At 39.4% G+C, this 18681-nt stretch carries 17 protein-coding genes; 13 read left to right on the plus strand and 4 right to left on the minus strand.

Features of this window, described 5'->3' with window-relative positions; genetic code table 11:
* Positions 1 to 311 precede the first annotated feature (311 nt).
* Both ND811_RS09135 and ND811_RS09140 read right to left on the minus strand, forming a co-directional pair.
* The gene (locus ND811_RS09135) at positions 312 to 2372 is read right to left on the minus strand and encodes a methyl-accepting chemotaxis protein (protein ID WP_265351674.1); all 2061 of its coding nucleotides are present in this window, start codon (positions 2370 to 2372) and stop codon (positions 312 to 314) included.
* Between the two features lie 56 nt (positions 2373 to 2428).
* Positions 2429 to 2785 (minus strand): VOC family protein, encoded by a 357-nt coding sequence (locus tag ND811_RS09140; protein WP_265351673.1) that lies wholly within the window; start codon positions 2783 to 2785, stop codon positions 2429 to 2431.
* A 65-nt stretch (positions 2786 to 2850) separates the two neighbouring features.
* On the opposite strand from ND811_RS09140, the gene ND811_RS09145 reads away from it, so the two are divergent.
* Entirely contained in the window at positions 2851 to 3129 is a 279-nt protein-coding gene (locus ND811_RS09145) for a TIGR04454 family lipoprotein (protein ID WP_135568438.1), read from the plus strand.
* A gap of 11 nt (positions 3130 to 3140) precedes the next feature.
* On the opposite strand, the gene ND811_RS09150 is transcribed toward ND811_RS09145, so the two are convergent.
* Positions 3141 to 3443, minus strand: a complete 303-nt coding sequence (locus ND811_RS09150; RefSeq protein WP_265351672.1) for a hypothetical protein — start codon at positions 3441 to 3443, stop codon at positions 3141 to 3143.
* 44 nt (positions 3444 to 3487) lie between these two features.
* Between ND811_RS09150 and ND811_RS09155 the strand changes: the two genes are divergently transcribed.
* From ND811_RS09155 to ND811_RS09200, 10 genes are all read left to right on the plus strand, one after another.
* On the plus strand, positions 3488 to 4408 hold the full coding sequence (locus ND811_RS09155; RefSeq protein WP_265351671.1) for a DMT family transporter: 921 nt from the start codon (positions 3488 to 3490) through the stop codon (positions 4406 to 4408).
* 53 nt (positions 4409 to 4461) lie between these two features.
* Positions 4462 to 5589, plus strand: coding sequence for an Lsa36 family surface (lipo)protein (locus tag ND811_RS09160; RefSeq protein ID WP_265351670.1), 1128 nt, complete (start codon positions 4462 to 4464; stop codon positions 5587 to 5589).
* A 76-nt stretch (positions 5590 to 5665) separates the two neighbouring features.
* Positions 5666 to 8206: a methyl-accepting chemotaxis protein gene (locus ND811_RS09165; protein WP_265351669.1), complete on the plus strand. Its 2541-nt coding sequence runs from the start codon at positions 5666 to 5668 to the stop codon at positions 8204 to 8206.
* Positions 8207 to 8302: 96 nt separating this feature from the next.
* The gene (locus tag ND811_RS09170) at positions 8303 to 9265 is read left to right on the plus strand and encodes an ArsR/SmtB family transcription factor (RefSeq protein ID WP_265351668.1); all 963 of its coding nucleotides are present in this window, start codon (positions 8303 to 8305) and stop codon (positions 9263 to 9265) included.
* Positions 9266 to 9275: 10 nt separating this feature from the next.
* Entirely contained in the window at positions 9276 to 10595 is a 1320-nt protein-coding gene (ahcY, locus tag ND811_RS09175) for an adenosylhomocysteinase (RefSeq protein ID WP_265351667.1), read from the plus strand.
* A 48-nt stretch (positions 10596 to 10643) separates the two neighbouring features.
* Positions 10644 to 10943, plus strand: a complete 300-nt coding sequence (locus ND811_RS09180; RefSeq protein ID WP_265351964.1) for a ferredoxin family protein — start codon at positions 10644 to 10646, stop codon at positions 10941 to 10943.
* 58 nt (positions 10944 to 11001) lie between these two features.
* On the plus strand, positions 11002 to 14718 hold the full coding sequence (metH, locus tag ND811_RS09185) for a methionine synthase (RefSeq protein ID WP_265351666.1): 3717 nt from the start codon (positions 11002 to 11004) through the stop codon (positions 14716 to 14718).
* Between the two features lie 37 nt (positions 14719 to 14755).
* Positions 14756 to 15049, plus strand: a complete 294-nt coding sequence (locus ND811_RS09190) for a hypothetical protein (protein ID WP_265351963.1) — start codon at positions 14756 to 14758, stop codon at positions 15047 to 15049.
* 298 nt (positions 15050 to 15347) lie between these two features.
* On the plus strand, positions 15348 to 15476 hold the full coding sequence (locus ND811_RS09195) for a hypothetical protein (RefSeq protein ID WP_265351665.1): 129 nt from the start codon (positions 15348 to 15350) through the stop codon (positions 15474 to 15476).
* Between the two features lie 84 nt (positions 15477 to 15560).
* Positions 15561 to 15953, plus strand: a complete 393-nt coding sequence (locus tag ND811_RS09200; protein ID WP_265351664.1) for a hypothetical protein — start codon at positions 15561 to 15563, stop codon at positions 15951 to 15953.
* Here ND811_RS09200 and ND811_RS09205 read toward each other — a convergent pair whose 3' ends face one another.
* A complete protein-coding gene (locus tag ND811_RS09205) occupies positions 15954 to 16775 on the minus strand; it encodes a hypothetical protein (RefSeq protein ID WP_265351663.1) in 822 nt (273 codons plus the stop codon). It abuts the gene before it with no gap.
* 84 nt (positions 16776 to 16859) lie between these two features.
* On the opposite strand from ND811_RS09205, the gene ND811_RS09210 reads away from it, so the two are divergent.
* Both ND811_RS09210 and ND811_RS09215 read left to right on the plus strand, forming a co-directional pair.
* Positions 16860 to 18173 carry an ATP-dependent 6-phosphofructokinase gene (locus ND811_RS09210; RefSeq protein WP_265351662.1) on the plus strand — a complete coding sequence of 438 codons (1314 nt, stop codon included), beginning with the start codon at positions 16860 to 16862 and terminating at the stop codon, positions 18171 to 18173.
* 57 nt (positions 18174 to 18230) lie between these two features.
* Positions 18231 to 18659 (plus strand): hypothetical protein, encoded by a 429-nt coding sequence (locus ND811_RS09215; RefSeq protein WP_265351661.1) that lies wholly within the window; start codon positions 18231 to 18233, stop codon positions 18657 to 18659.
* The last annotated feature ends 22 nt before the right edge of the window (positions 18660 to 18681 follow it).

Consider the following 18681-nt stretch of genomic DNA (forward strand, 5'->3'; position numbering starts at 1 on the left):
TTTTAGTTTTGATCAAATGTTTTCTTGACGTTATTTCTCGATAGTACTAGAAAAGGCATAGCTAAGGTATAAGCAAAGGAGGTGGTCTATTTGGATAGTAGTTGTTACAACAAAAGATTTTTGACTCGCGAGGTGGCTGGGCAATAACGCCTCTAGCTTTGTTGCAAAACCGACCAGACACAGTCTTTCCAAGTTCCAGATGGGTGGTCTCCTTTGGGCTTATGCAGTCGCTTGGAAAGATTCCTCTTATTCTTTTTTTATCCTAAAAACTCTTTAGGAATTCACCTTGAGTGTATTTATCACTGAAACACCTATAAATTAAATTTTAGTAAAACTTCAGAAAGTTTTGAACTAATTCCTGTCATACGAACCGAATTGGCAGACATAGTTTCCGATTGTTCAGATAACACTTGCGACCCATTGGAAATATTTATGGTCATATTTGATAATTCATAAGTGGCTCTTTTTTGTTCTTCTGTTGATTGTTGGATGGACTCAACAAGGGAAGTGATTTCTTCGATTTCAGTGTAAATTTGATCCGTTTTTGTTTTCTGATCCTGGATGAGGGGAACGATATCTTTTGCCTTATCAAAAATTATAGATACTTCTCGTATGATCTCACGAAGTAAATCGATGAGTTTTGTGACTTGGTTCCCGCCATTTTGGATCGATTCTAAGGCTTCTACGGATAAAGTGTTAATTTGCGAAACAGATTCTGCTGCCTGTGAAGCTAATTTAGAAATTTCTTCTGCTACGACGGCAAACCCACGGCCGGATTCACCAGCTCTAGCTGCTTCAATAGCAGCATTTAACGCAAGTAAACTTGTCTTTTCGGAAATATTTGAAATAACGTCAGAAAATTCAGTAATGGCTAACGACTTTTCTTGGATTTCTTCGATGGCCTTAGAAGTAAGACCCGCCATATTTCGTCCTTCTTCTGCTTTTTGATTGGCCCCAACGGCAATTTCTCCAAAGGACTCTACTTCGGAGGTAATTTTTTGCACCAAAGTTTGGATGGCATGGAGCGAATTGTTAATAGACTTGGAATTGTTAACCGCTTGTTGTACATTGGAATTGATTGTTTCGGAAGAAGCATTGAGTTCTTCCACTGTGGCGCTCGCTTCTTCTGATGAGGCAGCTTGGCTTTGGGCCAAATCAGAAAGTTCAATGATTGTATTTTCCATAAATTTGGAGGTCTCGGTGAGATCTGATCCAGATGTTTGCGCCACACTTAATATATGCCTAATGTTAGTCACCATCCCCACTACAGCTTCTACCAAGTGACCAATTTCATCTTTTTTCTCATCAACGATTTCTTTCGATAAATTCCCGTTAGCTGCATCTTTAGTAAATCCAATCAACGATTGTAACCTTTTATCTACTAAATTGCGAAAGATGATCATATTTGCTAGAGTGGAAAAAAGAATTCCGATGGCACCGAGAATTAGAGCGATCCAGAAAATGAATTGGATTTCGTTTGTGATTCGTGTTTGTGGGTAAGAAACGCGAAGTGTCCAGGGTGCGGTATTTTCGATTAGTTGTATAGGCAAACTCACATGAAAATATCCCGAATCGGAGTAAGTTTGTTTTTCTTTAGAAGACATTGCTAAATTAATATATTTGTCTTCTTCATCCTTCCATTGTACATCCTTCTCATCTGGATGGAGTCCATTAAATAATACGTAACCATTGCTAGCAACGAGAGTGATCTTTACTGTTCCATCTAGGATTTTTAAATTTTTGAGATAAGTCCGAATGGTTGCTAAAGAAAGGTCTGCTCCTGCTATTCCTATAAAATTTTGATTTCTTAGGATGGGATATACAAGAGAAATCATAGTTATATCTTTTCCATCCACTTTATAATCAAATGGAGGAATGAGTTCAGGTTTTTTGTTTTTTTTTGGTAGTTGGTAAAAATCGGACTCAGGAAGGTCAAATCCAACTACAGGTTCAATAATAATTGTGTTATTTGCTTTTACTGCATAAGGTATAAATCTACCGGAATTGTCATGAAATTTCGCATTACGATAGTTAGAGTCCCTGCCATCAAAAGCATTCGGTTCAAAAACTACATAGGTGCCAAGGATGGATTCATTGGATGCAGTCATTACATTTAAAACTTTGAAAACACGTTCCCGGTCTAAAATATTTGGTTCTTCAAGGATTTGTTTTAACAAATAGGCTTCGCCCAGTGGGGCCGATAAATAATCTCCTACATCGAGTGAAATTTTGTCGGCGAGGATGGAGATATTTTCCAACGCACCTTCTTTTGCATTTTTGTAAATGACATAAGAGATAAGTGTGAGGATAATTCCTAACGAAAAAAAGGTGATGATGGAAGAACCTAGTGCTAACTTTTGTTTGATGCTCATTCTCTTGGATTTCTGTTCCTAAGTGAATGTTACCATATATAGAATTAGTTGTTTTCTCAACTCATTTCTAAAAGAGACTCTAGTTTTTCTGGATAGCTGCTTGCTCCTAAGAGATTGCCGTCAGGATCTAAAAAATAAACAGTATATTCTGTTCGGCTTTGGACTTTGGTTTGTTTTAAAAACTGAGTCCACTTGGATTTTTCGAATTCTTGATAGGAAAAAACAAGGGCACGGGGGGACTTATTTTCCCCTTCTTCTAACATAACGAGGATAGAGCCGAACTCGATCCAAACGGAACGTAAAATCCCTGATTCATAATGGAATTCTTTAATTTTTTTGGAACCTGGAATTTTTAGGTAAAATTCGGCTAATCGGGATGGGTTTGCTGTACCTATGGCAATATGGTGGATCATTTTTTTGTTTTCAAATCTCTTTCTAAAAAAGAAGCTATCATGAAATCTAAGTATCGGAGTTTTTCATGAAAAAATCCCTCATTTTGGCGCTCGCTCTCGGGCTTTTCTTGGCTAATTGTAAATCCAAAGTGTATACCCAAGAAGAGTGTGAGTCTGCTCTCGCTAGCACTTTTGTTCAAATTGAAGAAGAAGCTAAAAAGAATCCAGCGGCGGCACCAGTTCTCGCAGGATTACAACAAGGTAAACAAAAAATGATCGATCAGTGTATGGAAGGAAAATTTGATCCTAACTGTTTGAAAAATGCTCCAGGCTTTGCTGGCATTATGGGTTGTGTAAAAAAATAATTCTACAGATCCTACCGGGGATTCGCATTCCCGGTTTTTGTTTCCTCTTCTAAACTCTCAAACCCACCTGGTTCTTTGTAACAACCGTGAGTTCTATAAGGACCATCTTCAAAAAATCGAATCAATTGTGCATACCGTTTTCCTTCCCTTAAACATTGTTTGCAAATAAAGGGACGAATGGCCCAGTCTTCACATTCTTCTGGTCGAAAACTAGGGAAGACTCGTAAAAGCGGTTTGGATAATTCCTCCGAAGGATTGGCCCAAATGACAAAACCAAACAACATAAAGGTTCCCCAAGTCAAATTAAGTTTCATTCAATAAAACTATCGGGATTTACTGCATTTTTCAAGATGGACTTGTGAGAGAAAATACGAGTCCAGAGTGGAAAGGGATAGCGCTTGTGCTTATGGGAGCACTTTTATTTAGCGCAAAGGCTGTGATTGTTAAGCTGACTTACCGATATGAAATTTCTGCCATCGGATCACTTTTCTTTCGGATGTTGTTTGCGTTTCCCTTTTTAGTTTGGATTGCTTGGAAGGCAGAGAGAGAAGAAGGTAAAACCATACTTACCAAAAAGGACGTGATCCATGTTATCTTTATGGGAGTTGTAGGATATTACTTAGCTAGTCTTTTTGATTTTTTAGGACTGAAATACATCAGTGCAGGTCTTGAAAGGATCATCCTTTTTGTTTATCCTACTTTAGTAGTCCTTTTATCGTTTTTATTTTTGAAAAAGAAAATCCATCTTAGGGAAGTTTTTTCTCTGATTCTAACCTATACTGGAGTTTTTTTGGCCTACGGACAGGATGTTCAACTTGGCTCTGCGAAAGAAGTAAGTTTGGGGGCGTTCTTTATTTTACTTTCGGCTCTTACTTATGCCATTTATCTGATGGGGAGTGGTTCCATCATTCCAAAGTTAGGTGCCAAAAAATACACTGCATGGGCATTGATTATTTCTTCTTTTGCAGTTTTTATTCATTATGCAATCTTTGGAACCTATAAGGAACTTTTGCAACCATTCTCTTTCTACACACTTGCCTTTGTAATGGGAACTGTAAATACTGTGATCCCAGCCATTTTTGTTTCTGAAGGAATCAAACGAGTTGGCAGCAAAACAGCCGCTATAGTTGGGTCTGTCGGACCGATGTCGACTCTTTTTTTGGCATATTGGCTATTAGATGAGCCGATAACTATACTACATAGTATTGGTACTTTATTCGTACTGACTGGAGTTTTTTGGATCAGTACGGCAAAAAAAGCGAAAGAAGTGTCTGTTTAAGAGAGAAATTTCCTTTCCAATTGTTGAGAATTGATAGAGAATTAAGGATCTATATGAAATTACGTAACCTCCTGCTCATATTCGTATTTGTCACAACAGTATCACAATCAGAGCTGTATGCACAATTTACTTGTGAAGGGTCTGCTTGTAGTTTTTTACCAAAACCACTTACAGAAGCAGGGAATGGTTCCCTTAGAAAATTTGAAACAGAATACTTAAACGAAGTACTCAAAACAAACTTAGAAGCCGGATTTTTAGCCAATGTTGGAGCCAGTAATATTGGAACTGGTATGGTTCGTCGAGTTCAGTTTGGAGTTAGTACTTCTGCTGCTGGCTACAAAAAAGATGACATCCAAATCCAAGACAATTACATTAAATTTCCTAAACTTCCTAACGTGGGTGGTGCTGTGATTCCTTCATTCCATTTGGATTTTAATCCAGGTTGGCTTTTGGGAACTACCGAAGGTGGATACATCCGTAGGATCGGAATTTTCCTTCATGGTATGAACGTAGCTGTTTCAGAAGATCAAATCCAATCAGCTTCCAATAATAAAAATTACGAAGGCCGTATCGCCGTACGGTCGTATGGTGGTATGATCCGTTACCAGTTGCTTGAAAAAGAAGGTTTTTTAATGAACCTGATCACTTGGAATGGAATCAATGTGGGTGTAGGACATCATGTTATGGAACAGAATATGAGTCTTAGTTATTTGGAAGGTAAGGCAGCTCAAATCGAATTCCAAGGTGTCAAAGGGAAATGGGGAGGAGATACGAACTTCCAATTTAATACGAAAGTTCAAACCACGAATGTAGACCTTCGAACAGGGCTTGGTCTTTTTTGGATCGCCAATGTCATTGTGGGCGGGGGATATAGTTGGAATTCTGGAAGTAATTCAGCGATCTTAAGTCGAAGAGGACCTTTTTTAATCAATACGAATGAATCCCAACCTTTGGAACTGCCTAGGGAATACCAATCAGTTGTGGACAAGGAACTTCTTGCTCAAAATCCCAATGCCACACTTGGGTTTAGAGCTAGTAGCGAATCTAACTCCAAACGCGGAATTGGATACGGGATTGTCGGATTAGAATTTGATTTGTATCTTCTAAAGGTGATTGCGGAAGGATTGTATGGAGGAAAGGATCTGTACTCCGCCAATTTGGGTATCAAACTCTCCTTTTAGGAAAACTTCGGGGAAATCCATAAAGCCTTGCCTTAATGATCGTAGAATTTAACCTGCGATTTAGGTCTAAGTTTCAATGAAGTTATACAAACGCTACGCAAGGGCATTTACTCTTGCATCTCAAGTTTTCTCTTTAGGAATTGTGGTTCCCATTGGAATTGCTCTCATCCTTTTCTATGTTGATTTAAGCCCAACGCAAATCAAAACTTTCATTGGAGCAACGCTTGCTGCTGCCCTTGTGAGTTTGCTTCTTCCTGCACTCATCTTTCCTAAAAAACTAAAGGCCATTAGGAAGGGACTTGTCGAACTTGAGTCTCAAACGGAGAAAGATCCCAAAACCTATGTGGCAGTTTGGGATCTAATTGCAAAAATGCCGGTGGTGGGGGCTTTGGTCGGGAGTGCCCAGTGGACTCTAGCCCTTCCAATAGTCATTGGCCCACTTCTTTTATTGGAAGAAACCAGTAAGTCAGATTCATTTTATATTGTGAGTATTCTGATTCTAACGGCAATCCTCAATGTCATTTCTTCATTTATTTTACTTGAAAAATCATCTCACATCGTTTTGGAAGATGATATCTTTCAGGCAGAATTAAAAGAAAGTATTAGCCCTTATTACAGAAATTTAAGAAATACCGTTCCTATTATCTTTTCCCTTATGGTTATGGTACTTTCTATTTTTCTATTGATTTACGCATTTAACGTCAATGCCAAGTCTTTAGAAAAAGCATTTTCCAACCAGTTGTATAACTTCAATCAAAGTAATGAAGCGGGGATCAATGTCTATTTTGAATCAGTAGAAGCCAATTTAAAAGAAGTAGCTTCTTCACCCACCATCAAAACAGCTCTAGAAACTAAAAATTATAAGTTAGCAGAACCGATTCTTTCGAAAGTAATGAGTGATTCGAAACTGCTTTTGGAAAATGCATTTATCGCATCTTTTGCGGAAGGGGTTCCCATTGTCGCCTCAGGACTTCCTAACGGAGCTAGTGTGGGTTATTCCTTAGCTTCCAACCCCGATGTTCTTGAGAATATCCAGGCAGCAAAAGAGGGAAAAAACCATGTTGGTGTCGCTGTAAAATCACCGTTTAACGGAAATATTGTGATTATGGTCACAACACCTGTTAAAAACGTAAGTGGAACTGTGATAGGAATGGTAGGGATGCCGTTTCTTGTGGGGAAGGCGATGGAATCTTTCCTAAAAAACGTAAAAATTGGAACAACAGGTTATTCCTTCCTTTTAGATAAACAATCTACAATGGTATATCATCCTAACCCAAAATACTTAATGCATAGTTTTAAAAATACTGAATTTGAGGAACTAGCAAAAAATGCCGGAGAGACAGATTCTTTTCGTAATCCTTGGGAAGGATCCACTTTTTTACTCAGAAGAAAGGTGAGTGAAAAATATGGGCTTCAATTTTTCTCGACTATTGATTTAAAAGAAATTGAGGTAGAAAGCCTTTCTTCCCTTCGTGGACTAACGGTCATTAGTATCGTTGGGGCAGTGTTTATTGCTATTGCCATCTATTTATTGTTTACTGCTCGGTTTAAGCCTATGAAAACTGTGGGTAAGATCTTGCACGACATTGAAGTAGGGGATTTACGTCACAATGCAAAAATGGAATCCTCTGACGAGTTTGCAAGACTTGCTCGTGGACTGAATGCCACTTTAAAACAAATTTCAGAAGTAGTTGGATCCAATCAGGTTTTTTCTGAAGATCTGGCCTCTTCTGCTGAACAAATGTCAGCTTCACTCAATATGTTATCTTCTAATGCTCAAACGCAGGCTGCCTCTGCAGAAGAAATTTCTGCTTCTATCGAGGAGATTTCTGCTGCCGTTCAAAACGTGGATGCACAGGCGGAAGATCAATTTCGCAAAGTCGATTTTTTGAAAATAAAAATGGCAGAACTTTCCAGTTTAATTGAAGCAACAGGTAGACAGGTAGGGAAGGCCTCAAAAGACGTAACTCTTATTTCAGAAGAAGCAAAGTCTGGGCAAACTTCTTTGGATTCGATGCGAAATTCCATCACCAAAATCAGTAACAGTTCTGAAGAAATTGGAAGTGTGATTGAAATTATCAATAATATTTCCGAACAAATCAACTTACTTGCGTTAAATGCTGCAATTGAAGCAGCAAGAGCTGGAGTATATGGAAGAGGATTTGCTGTGGTCGCCGATGAAATTGGGAAATTGGCAGAAAAAACAGCAATGTCCATCGGGGATATTGGGGAACTCATCCAAGCCAATGAGAAGGAAATTGAAAACGGCCGAGAAAATATTGAAACCACGATTTCTCTCATCCAAAGAATCATCCAAGGGGTTAACTCCTTTAACGAGATGACGGATTCCATTGAGGCGAGTACAAAAGAACAGCTCATCATCAACCAAAAGGTCGGGGAGGAAGTGGATAAGGTGAACCAAATCAGCCAGGCCATTCGACTTTCGATGGAAGAACAAAAGAATGCGATTGGGGAGGTGGCTCAGGCCATTTTCAGCATCAACGACCTGACCCAAGGTACGGCAGCAGGGCTCGAAGAAATGACTGCCACTTCCAATGGGATTGCCAATTTGGCAGAAACTTTGAAAAAGAAGATCAATTTCTTCAAAATCTCCTAACCTTCGCCTTTTTTAGCCTTTCTTGGGAAAGATGGGCTAAAAAATTGCTTGCGGAATCTACATATCAAGATTTCTTGATATGTAGATATCTTGGTTATGGCAACTGAAACTCTCTCCCAATCCAGAACCTCCGGTCATTTACTTTCTGCCACCAAGGCCATTTCTGACGAAACTCGGATTCGGATCCTCCATATCCTTAGTTTTGGGGCGTTTTCTGTAAACGAAGTGGTGGAAATTCTTGGGATGGGCCAATCTCGAATCTCTCGTCATTTAAAGATTTTGATGGAAGCAGGTCTCATCGGATCTCGTCGAGAAGGAAGCCTTGTTTATAGTTTCCTTCTTGGTGAGGAAGAGTCTGGCATAAAATTCCCTGTTGAGCTCACCAAACTATTGTTATCATATAAAGAAGACCTTCCTTCTAGAGAAAGAGACCAAAAAATGGTTCATCAGATTTTAGAAGCTAGAGAAAGGAAATCCAAATCTTTCTTTGATGGAGTGGCAGAGAGTTGGGAAAAATTACAAGAAGAGACACTCCATCCCAAACTCTATCGGTCTTGGATTTTACAAGAACTTCCTCTTTGCGAAAATATTTTGGATTTGGGATGTGGTCCAGGGGGACTCATCCCATTTCTTTTAAACAAAGCAAAACATGTGATTGGAGTCGATAACTCCTCTAAAATGGTGGAAAGTGCTTCTTCCCACTATGGAAAAAATCCTAGTGTGAGCCTCATCCAAACTCCTATGGAACATTTACCTCTGGCAGCTAATTCCTGTGATGCGGTGGTTGCTTCAATGGTCATGCACCATATCTCACATCCACCGACAGTTTTGGAAGAGGTGGCAAGGGTACTAAAACCAGGAGGGGTTTTGTGTATAGTGGATTTGGGAAAACATAATGCGGAGTTTATGCGCGATAATTTTGCAGACCTATGGCTTGGATTTGAACCAGAACTTTTTGAATCCTGGCTTTCCAATGCAGGTTTTAGAGTCGGGTCTATGAACGAGATCCAAACAGAATCAAGTTTTAAAATTTTAACAATCAAAGCAACAAAGGAATAAGGAGGACAACATGTCCACAGCAACTGAAACAAAATCGGAAAGATTGCCATATAAAGTGAAGGATATCTCTCTTGCAGAATGGGGAAGAGAAGAGATCATTTTGGCAGAAAAAGAGATGCCGGGTCTTATGGCTCTTCGCAAAGAATTCGGAAATTCTAAGCCATTGAAAGGTGCTAGAATTTGCGGTTCTCTTCACATGACAATCCAAACAGCGGTTCTTATTGAAACCTTGGCTGCATTAGGTGCTGACATTCGTTGGTCCTCTTGTAACATTTTTTCAACTCAAGATCATGCAGCAGCAGCGATTGCAAAAGCGGGAATCCCTGTATTTGCATGGAAAGGTGAAACAGAAGAAGAATACTGGTGGTGTATTGAACAAACACTATTTTTTGAAGGTGGAAAAGGACCAAACATGATCCTAGATGATGGTCATGACCTTACTCATTACATCCATGAAAAATACCCACAACTTCTTACTGAAATCAAAGGTGTTTCGGAAGAAACAACTACAGGTGTAATTGCACTTCATAAAAAATTGAAAGCCGGAACTTTGAAAATTCCTGCAATCAACGTAAATGATTCTGTTACAAAATCTAAGTTTGACAACTTGTATGGTTGCCGTGAATCACTTGCTGACGGAATCAAACGTGCAACAGACGTAATGCTTGCTGGTAAAGTGGCTCTAGTTTGTGGTTACGGTGATGTAGGAAAAGGTTCTGCAGCTTCTCTTCGTAACTTTGGTGCACGAGTGATTGTAACTGAAATCGATCCAATTTGTGCTCTTCAAGCAGTGATGGAAGGATACCAAGTTCTTCGTGTAGAAGATGTGATTGAAAATGCAGACATCATTGTAACGGCAACTGGAAATGATGATATCATCACTCTAGAACACATGAAGGCAATGAAAGACGGTGCGATCCTTTGTAACATTGGTCACTTTGATACAGAAATCCAAATGTCTCGTTTGAACTCAGAGAAAGGTGTTACTAAAAAAGAAATCAAACCACAAGTTGATAAATACACTTTCCCTAACGGAAGATCGATTATCGTTCTTGCAGAAGGTCGTTTGGTTAACCTTGGTTGTGCAACGGGTCACCCATCTTTTGTTATGTCTAGTTCTTTCACAAACCAAGTTTTGGCTCAAATCGAACTTTATACAACAAAATACGAGTTAGGTGTTTACCGCCTCCCAAAACATTTAGATGAAAAAGTGGCAGCACTTCATTTGGAGCAGTTGGGTGTTCGTTTGACAAAACTCACTCAAAAACAAGCTGATTATATCAGTGTTCCACTCGAAGGTCCGTACAAACCAGACCACTACCGATACTAAAAAATACGCTCTTTTTGGTTAAGGCCAGAAAGAGCAATGGAGTTTCTCATGGCTTACGTTGTAACTGAAATTTGCGTTGATTGTAAATATACGAGTTGTGCCGCAGTTTGTCCGGTTGAAGCTTTTCATGAAGCTCCGGACACTTTGTACATTGATCCGGACACTTGTATTGATTGTAATGCTTGTCAATATGAATGTCCGATTGATGCGATTTTCCCCGACTATGATGTCCCGGAAAAACACAAACCGTCTATTGAAGTTAATGCAAAAGAAGCAAATAAATACCCGGTAATTGTAACTACTAAACCACCTCTTAAGGGTGCAAAGTGTTCTGATTCGAGTAAATAAAAGATCTAAAGGTGTATGGTTTGTCCATACACCTTTTTTACTGTAATAATAAAATAATATGAAATTTGAATATACTAATCCTTCTTCCAAAACCCTTTTAAAATTGATTAATGAGAGAATTCTCGTTTTGGATGGTGCTATGGGTACCATGATCCAAAGACATTCCTTGGAAGAGGACGATTTCCGTGGAGATCGCTTTAAGGATTGGCCGGTTTCCATAAAAGGAAACAACGATGTATTAGCGATCACACGTCCCGATATTATCGAGTCTGTCCACTTGGAATATTTGGAGGCTGGAGCAGATATTATTGAAACCAATACATTTAGCTCAAACATTGTGTCCCAAGCGGATTACCAAATGGAATCAGCAGTAAGGGATTTAAATCTTGCTGCTGTACAATGTGCGAAAAATGCCGTGACCAAATTCAAAGCCAAAACCGGCAAAGCGGATATATTCATTGCAGGTTCGATTGGGCCAACGGTGAAAACCGCATCTCTTTCTCCAGATGTAAACAATCCAGCATTTCGAGCAGTCACCTTTGATGAGTTAGTGGATTGTTTTTATGAGCAAGTATCAGCGCTCTTAGATGGTGGTGTAGATTTATTATTACCAGAAACCAATATAGATACGTTAAATTTAAAAGCATGTATTTACGCGATCGAGAAGGTGTTTGAAGAACGTAAAATTCGAATTCCTGTTGTACTTTCTGTAACGATTACCGATGCCTCCGGACGAACTCTTTCTGGCCAAACGGGAGAGGCGTTTTATATTTCTATCAAACATGCGAAAGCTTTTGCTGTGGGCATTAACTGTGCGCTTGGAGCCGGAGAGATGCGACCTTATATCGAGGAACTTTCTCGAGTGGCCGATTGTTATGTTTCTTGTTATCCGAATGCTGGTTTACCCAACGCCTTTGGTGGCTATGACCAAACCCCAGAAGAATTTGGTAGTTGGATGAAAAATTTTGCGGAAGCAGGTTTTCTCAATATTGTGGGTGGGTGTTGTGGTACGACACCAGATCATATTCGAGCAGCAAAAGTTGCTGTTTCTGGCATTACCCCTCGGCCACTAAAAGAACAACCAAAACTAAGTGCCTTTGCTGGTCTTGAACCTTTGAAACTCACCAAAGACCAAGGGTTCATCAATGTGGGAGAAAGAAACAACGTCACTGGATCTCCAAAATTCAAAAAACTAATTTTAGATGGGAATTTCGAAGAAGCAGTACAAGTAGCTCTCCAACAAGTCCAAGCTGGTGCCAATATCATAGATATCAACTTTGATGAAGCGCTTTTGGATGGAGAGGCTTCTATGACTAAGTTTTTAAACTTAATCGCAGGAGAACCTGATATTGCCCGGGTTCCGTTTATGGTGGATTCTTCCAAATGGTCTGTATTACTTGCAGGTCTCAAATGCATCCAAGGAAAACCAATTGTAAACTCTATTTCTCTTAAAGAAGGAGAAGAGGTTTTTTTAAGTCATGCCCGTACCATCCAGAGGTTCGGAGCTGCAGCAATCGTGATGGCTTTCGACGAACAAGGGCAGGCGGCAACCAAGGATGATAAAGTCCGTATTTGTAAAAGGGCTTACGACTTACTTGTTGAAAAATTAGATTTTGATCCTACGGATATCATTTTTGATCCAAATATCCTGACAGTAGCAACGGGAATTGAAGAACATAACAACTACGCTGTTGATTTTATTGAAGCTACTCGTGAAATTAAAAGAATCTGTCCTGGTGCCAAAGTTTCTGGGGGTCTTAGTAATATTTCCTTTTCTTTCCGTGGAAATAACCCGGTGAGAGAGGCAATGCACTCCGCATTTTTATACCATGCTATCCAAGCAGGAATGGATATGGCCATTGTCAATGCAGGTATGCTTGAAGTTTACGAAGAGATTCCGAAAGATCTTTTGGAACTTGTAGAAGATGTACTTCTTAACCGTCGCCCAGATGCAACCGAACGATTGATTGATGCAGCCGCTAGTTTTCACGGTGAAGCAAAGGTTCAAAAGAAAGATGATGTTTGGAGGACTGGGTCAGTCGAAGAGCGACTAACGCATGCTCTTGTAAAAGGCATCGATGAATTTGTCACTTTAGATACGGAAGAAGCCCGCCTTAGTTTTGCAAAACCTCTCGAAGTAATCGAGGGTCCCCTAATGAACGGAATGAAAGTGGTAGGGGAACTTTTTGGAGCAGGGAAAATGTTTCTCCCACAAGTGGTAAAAAGTGCAAGGGTTATGAAAAAGGCGGTCGCTTACTTACTTCCATTTATGGAAGAGGAAAAACGAAACCAAAAGGATGAGAGTAAACAAGCAAAATTTCTCATTGCAACGGTGAAGGGAGACGTCCATGATATTGGGAAAAATATTGTGGGTGTGGTACTTGCATGTAACAACTACGAGGTGATCGACCTCGGTGTTATGGTTCCTTGTGAAAAGATATTGGAAACAGCTAAAAAAGAAAATGTTGCAGCCATTGGCTTGTCGGGCCTTATCACACCTTCATTAGATGAAATGGTCTATGTTGCCAAAGAAATGGAACGCCAAGGATTTAAAGTCCCACTTCTCATTGGAGGGGCAACCACTTCACCTGCCCATACGGCAGTGAAAATTGCAGAGCAATATTCAAAACCTGTTCTTCATGTGATGGATGCTTCTCGTGTTGTGAATGTGATGAACAGTGCACTTAATCCTCAAACAGCTGTTGATTATGCAAGACAGGTAGTGGAAGAACAAACTAAGATTCGTGAAGAGTTTTATTCGAGAGAAAACGAAAGAAATATTTTACCTATTGCGGATGCGATACAAAACAAATTCAAAGCGGACTGGGATTCTTATGTTCCGCCAAAGCCAAGTTTTACTGGTGTTAAAAAAATTGAAGACGTAACTTTACATGACTTACTTCCTTTTATTGATTGGTCACCATTCTTTTTAGCTTGGGAGTTAAAAGGTCGTTACCCGCAGATTTTGAAAGATCCAATCATAGGAAAGGAAGCCACATCACTATACAATGATGCCCAAATCATTCTAAAGGAAATGTTGGAAAATCCAAATCTTAAACCTAGGGCAGTTGTAGGAATGTTCCCTGCTGTTTCGCATGGAGAAGTGGTGGAAATTTTCGAAGATGATGCCAAAACAAAATCTTTGGGAAAATACCCGATGTTACGCCAACAAACGGTTAAAATGACAAATCAACCAAACTATAGTTTGGCGGATTTTATAACACCGAAAGACAAAAAGAAAAATGATTATATTGGCTATTTTGCAGTAACTGCAGGTCATGGAATCGAAGAATTGGCAAGAACCTATGAAGCTAAACAAGATGATTACAATGCCATTTTGGTGAAAGCTCTGGCAGATCGATTTGCAGAAGCATTTGCGGAATACATGCACCATCGCATGCGTGAGGAATGGGGCTTTGGAAAGGATGAAAATCTTACTAAAGAAGATCTGATTCGCGAAAAGTACCGTGGCATTCGTCCGGCTCCTGGATATCCTGCTTGTCCTGACCATACGGAAAAAAAGAAAATTTGGAAACTCCTGGATGTAGAAAAAAATACAGGAATCCAACTGACGGAATCTTGTGCTATGTGGCCTGCGAGTAGCGTGAGTGGTTATTATTTCTCACATCCAGATGCAAAATACTTTGCCATCGGAAAAATCAATGAAGACCAAGTGATAAACTACGCCAAAGATAAAGAAATGGAAATTTCGGAAGTGGAACGTTGGTTGTCGCCAATTCTCAATTATGATCCTTCACGTAAGTCTAAGTCTTAAAAGAATTTCGAAAATCTTTTAGGGGGATCAAGTGAGTTTGACAGGGAACAATCACAATCACAATCACGGATGGAAATCTGTCGCCAAAGGAACGCTTGGTGGCGGGTTTTCCTTCCATCCCAAACTGGCTATTTGGTTAGAAGAATATACAAATATACCAAAAGAAACCGAGTTAGAAATTTTAGAAGTAAGTTGTGGGGAAGCCAGTTGTCCGACAGAGGAAACAATGATTGTTTGGAAAGAACATGAATTTCGTATCTCTAGGAAAAAAGAAAAAATTTCTAAGATGGATGTGGATTTGTCTTGGAAACGATTTGTCACTAAAGGTTAAAACAAAGCTAATCTAATTTCTATCGTTTGGTTTTAGCTGTGGCAATTAAACTTTTCTTATTTAATCAACTCTTTTTATTCCTTATGCAAATCTACGAAATTCGCATAAACCCCAAAACTGTTGTGATTGTTGCAGATCGTATATTTGTGTATCTGGCTTTTGTCTTGGGTCCAAAATTCTTACGGTAGAAGGACTAATTTTGAACCAAATATGATTAGAAGTTGTTCCTCGAGATATTAAGACATTATTATCCGAAGTAAATTATGTTAAAAATAATTTTAGTCAAATTTATATCGAAATGAAAATAGATGCCGGTGCGGATGGATTTTTAATACAACCATTTTTTGATTTACGGCTGATTGATATTTTTACTGAAAAACTACGTGGGAAAAATGTTTATATTGGAATGCTTAAGGAAAGATTGTAGCGGAGAGCCCGGTCGGTGAGAAGTATCAAATTTTGTTACTGAAAAGAATTCGATGTGCCATAAAGAAAATGGGAAAATAGACCTATGAAAAACCAAATTCAGTTTTTACGAAAGAATTCGAAATACATTTTTTTAATCGATGGTCTCGGTGCCATTTTTTCTGAAGTTTTACTTTCTCTCGTTCTTCCATTGTTTGTCGAATTATTAGGAATGCCAATACGCACTCTTTATATCTTAGCATTGGTTCCTCTTGTTTTTGCCGTTTATTCCTTGTTATGTTATTTTTTGAATCCTAGTCAATGGAAACTATTTTTACGTGTGATCGCGGTTGCGAACTTTTTATATTGTGTGCTTACAATGGTTTACTTGGTGATCAATTTGGAACAAACCACGTTCATTTGCGAGGTCTATTTTGTTTTAGAAATGATTGTAGTGGTAAGTTTGGCTAGTTGGGAGTGGAAGTTAACAAAGAAATAACTAATTCGAATGAGAGGGAGCCACAGGCATATAGTATTTGAGTCCTAAGTTACCTTGGATTTCAGGCGCCCAAAGGTCATCTAAAGTGCGACCTGCTTCCCTTGCATTGAGTGGAACTCTTACCATTCCCTCTAAGGTAAGGTTACTATTGGAAATGCTGATTCCCGGAGTAACGTAAACTTGTCTTCCTACAAAGTTTGTCCTAGAAGGTTCTTGTGCGCGAATCGAAGAGTTGAATCTGTTAGCGTATTCAGAAGAATCAAACCTATGTAGTTCCGAAAGTTGTAAAAAAAGTTCCCAACGCGAGTTTTTAATAAAAGAGAATAGGTTTCGATTGAGCCTGTATTTGATCCTTACTTTAGATTCTGCCACGTCTACATAACCTGAACCACCTTGGTTCAAAGACATTCCCATACTGAGGCCCAAATCAAAGGTAAACCCATTTCTATAATACACATAAGTGACATTCGGTTGGTAGGAAAGTAGGGCAGAGTTCATCCGTTCCGGTCGGACATCAAAATTTCCTTCTGGATTTCGGTAAGGATTCGTCGTGGTGAAGGGAATGACTGGAGAAAAAATTTGAATCCCTGCCATTGGGTCATTAGATTTGGGAAGATTGCCATCAAAACCGAGTTCCAATTCCTTTGGAAAACGAAAAGGGATAAGGATCGCCAAATTTCCGTTATGTGACCCTCCCACTTGAAATAGAGAGGCTCTAGGATCGGTGAAAGAATAACTGGAAAAGAATGGTAATCCTTGCGCAAAAATAGTAAAGCTCGTCAATGTGGCGAGAATGGTTGTTAGTACTATCTTTTTAAGCATCTAAAAGCATTTCTGCCTGCTTTTCCTTCCTTTGGCAATGAAATTTGCTTTCTTCTCGCTCTTTTTTTGTTATAAGTGAAACCGATGAATGAAAACGATACAAAGGTCGAACAATTTGGACCCTGCACGATTCCAAACCCAGCAGGGTATGACTACTGGACAGAGGATAACTCTGTTGTACTTTTCCAAACCATATTTTCAGGTCCCGAAGACGCTAGAAAAACAGTAGAAACAAGTCCCGTATTCTTTGAACAAGCCGGTCCAAAAGAAAAGATCTACTTTCGCCCAGAAGAAGTCACTGCGGGGATTGTAACCTGTGGGGGACTTTGCCCAGGAATCAACGATGTGATCCGTGCCCTTGTGATGGAATTACATTACCGTTACAAAGTGCCTCGCATTTTGGGATTTCCTTTTGGATATGAAGGCCTAGTAAAAAAATTTGGACATAGACCGGTGGAACTGACACCCGACAAGGTAGCTCATATTATGAACTTCGGTGGTTCCATTCTCGGATCCTCTCGTGGGAACCAAAATATTGGAGATATGGTCGATACATTGTTCCTCTATGGTGTGAAGATGTTATTTTGTATTGGTGGGGACGGGACACTGCGCGGGGCACAAGCCATCCAAGAAGAAGTGCGGAAACGCAAAGAAGACATCGCCATTGTGGGAATACCCAAAACGATTGATAACGATATCAACTATGTACAAAAAACTTTTGGTTTTTCGACTGCTTTTAGTAAGGCGGTAGAGGCTGTGAATTGTGCTCATGAAGAAGCCAAAGGTGCACCGAATGGAATTGGCCTTGTGAAACTAATGGGTCGCCACTCTGGATTCATTGCTGTAAATGCAGCCCTTGCTTCAAAAAATGTGAATTTTGTCCTCATTCCTGAACTTGATTTTGATTTGGAAGGAGAAGGTGCTTTTTTGACCGTTTTAAAAGAACGGATCCAAAGAAGAGGTCATGCGGTTGTGATTTTAGCTGAAGGTGCTGGTCAAAAGTTTTTTGAAGATAAAGGCGAAAAGGATTTATCAGGTAACAAGAAGTTGGCGGATATTGGAATTTTTATTAAAGATAAAATTACCGAGTATTTTAAAAAGGAAGGAGTAAATCTCAATTTAAAGTATATTGATCCGAGTTATATCATTCGCTCCGTACCTGCCAATGCCGAAGACTCTGTGTTTTGCGGGTTTCTTGCTCAAAATGCGGTCCATGCGGCTTTTGCTGGTCGGACCGGTTGCGTAGTGGGCATTTGGAACAATGTGTTTACAGTAATGCCCATTTCCCTTGCTATTGCAGAGAGAAAAGTATTACGTCCGGAAAGGAGTACTTTGTGGCGAGCACTGCTTGCTTCGACGGGACAACCCAATGTGATGAAGGCGAAAGGATTGGAATAATTATGATTTTTCTCTTTCATCACAAGAAAGATTTCGTCTAACTGGAAGAGAGTTCGTATGAATCCTATCCAAAACAAGCAAAAGAAAATTGTCAGTGCCAGCGTATTGACTTCATTTGCTTTCGTTTTGGTTTGTACGGCGGGATTTTTCCAGTGTCCAAAGTTAGGCATATTACCTGGAAACAGCGAATCCACAGCTTCTCAAGATTTTGCGATGCCTTGCCATGCGGAATCGAAGGGAGCTGAGGATCCTGAAAATTCCACAAATGGAAATTCATGCCAGTGTAACGAAGTTTCCAAATCGGAAGATTCTAGCTTTCAAATAGAGTTTTCCAAATTAGTCCGAATCTCAATTCAGAAACTATATTTGCCATTGCATTTGGAATTACCAATTGCCAAGTTACTATTTGAAACGAATCGTAATAACAACGATATTTCTCAATCAAATTCCCAAGTTCTACAAAAAACCGTAAAACTTCTCATTTAAATCGATCCGTTTTTTTTAATAA

The sequence above is a fragment of the Leptospira soteropolitanensis genome, from assembly GCF_026151655.1.
GTDB classification, from domain to species: Bacteria; Spirochaetota; Leptospiria; order Leptospirales; family Leptospiraceae; genus Leptospira_A; species Leptospira_A soteropolitanensis.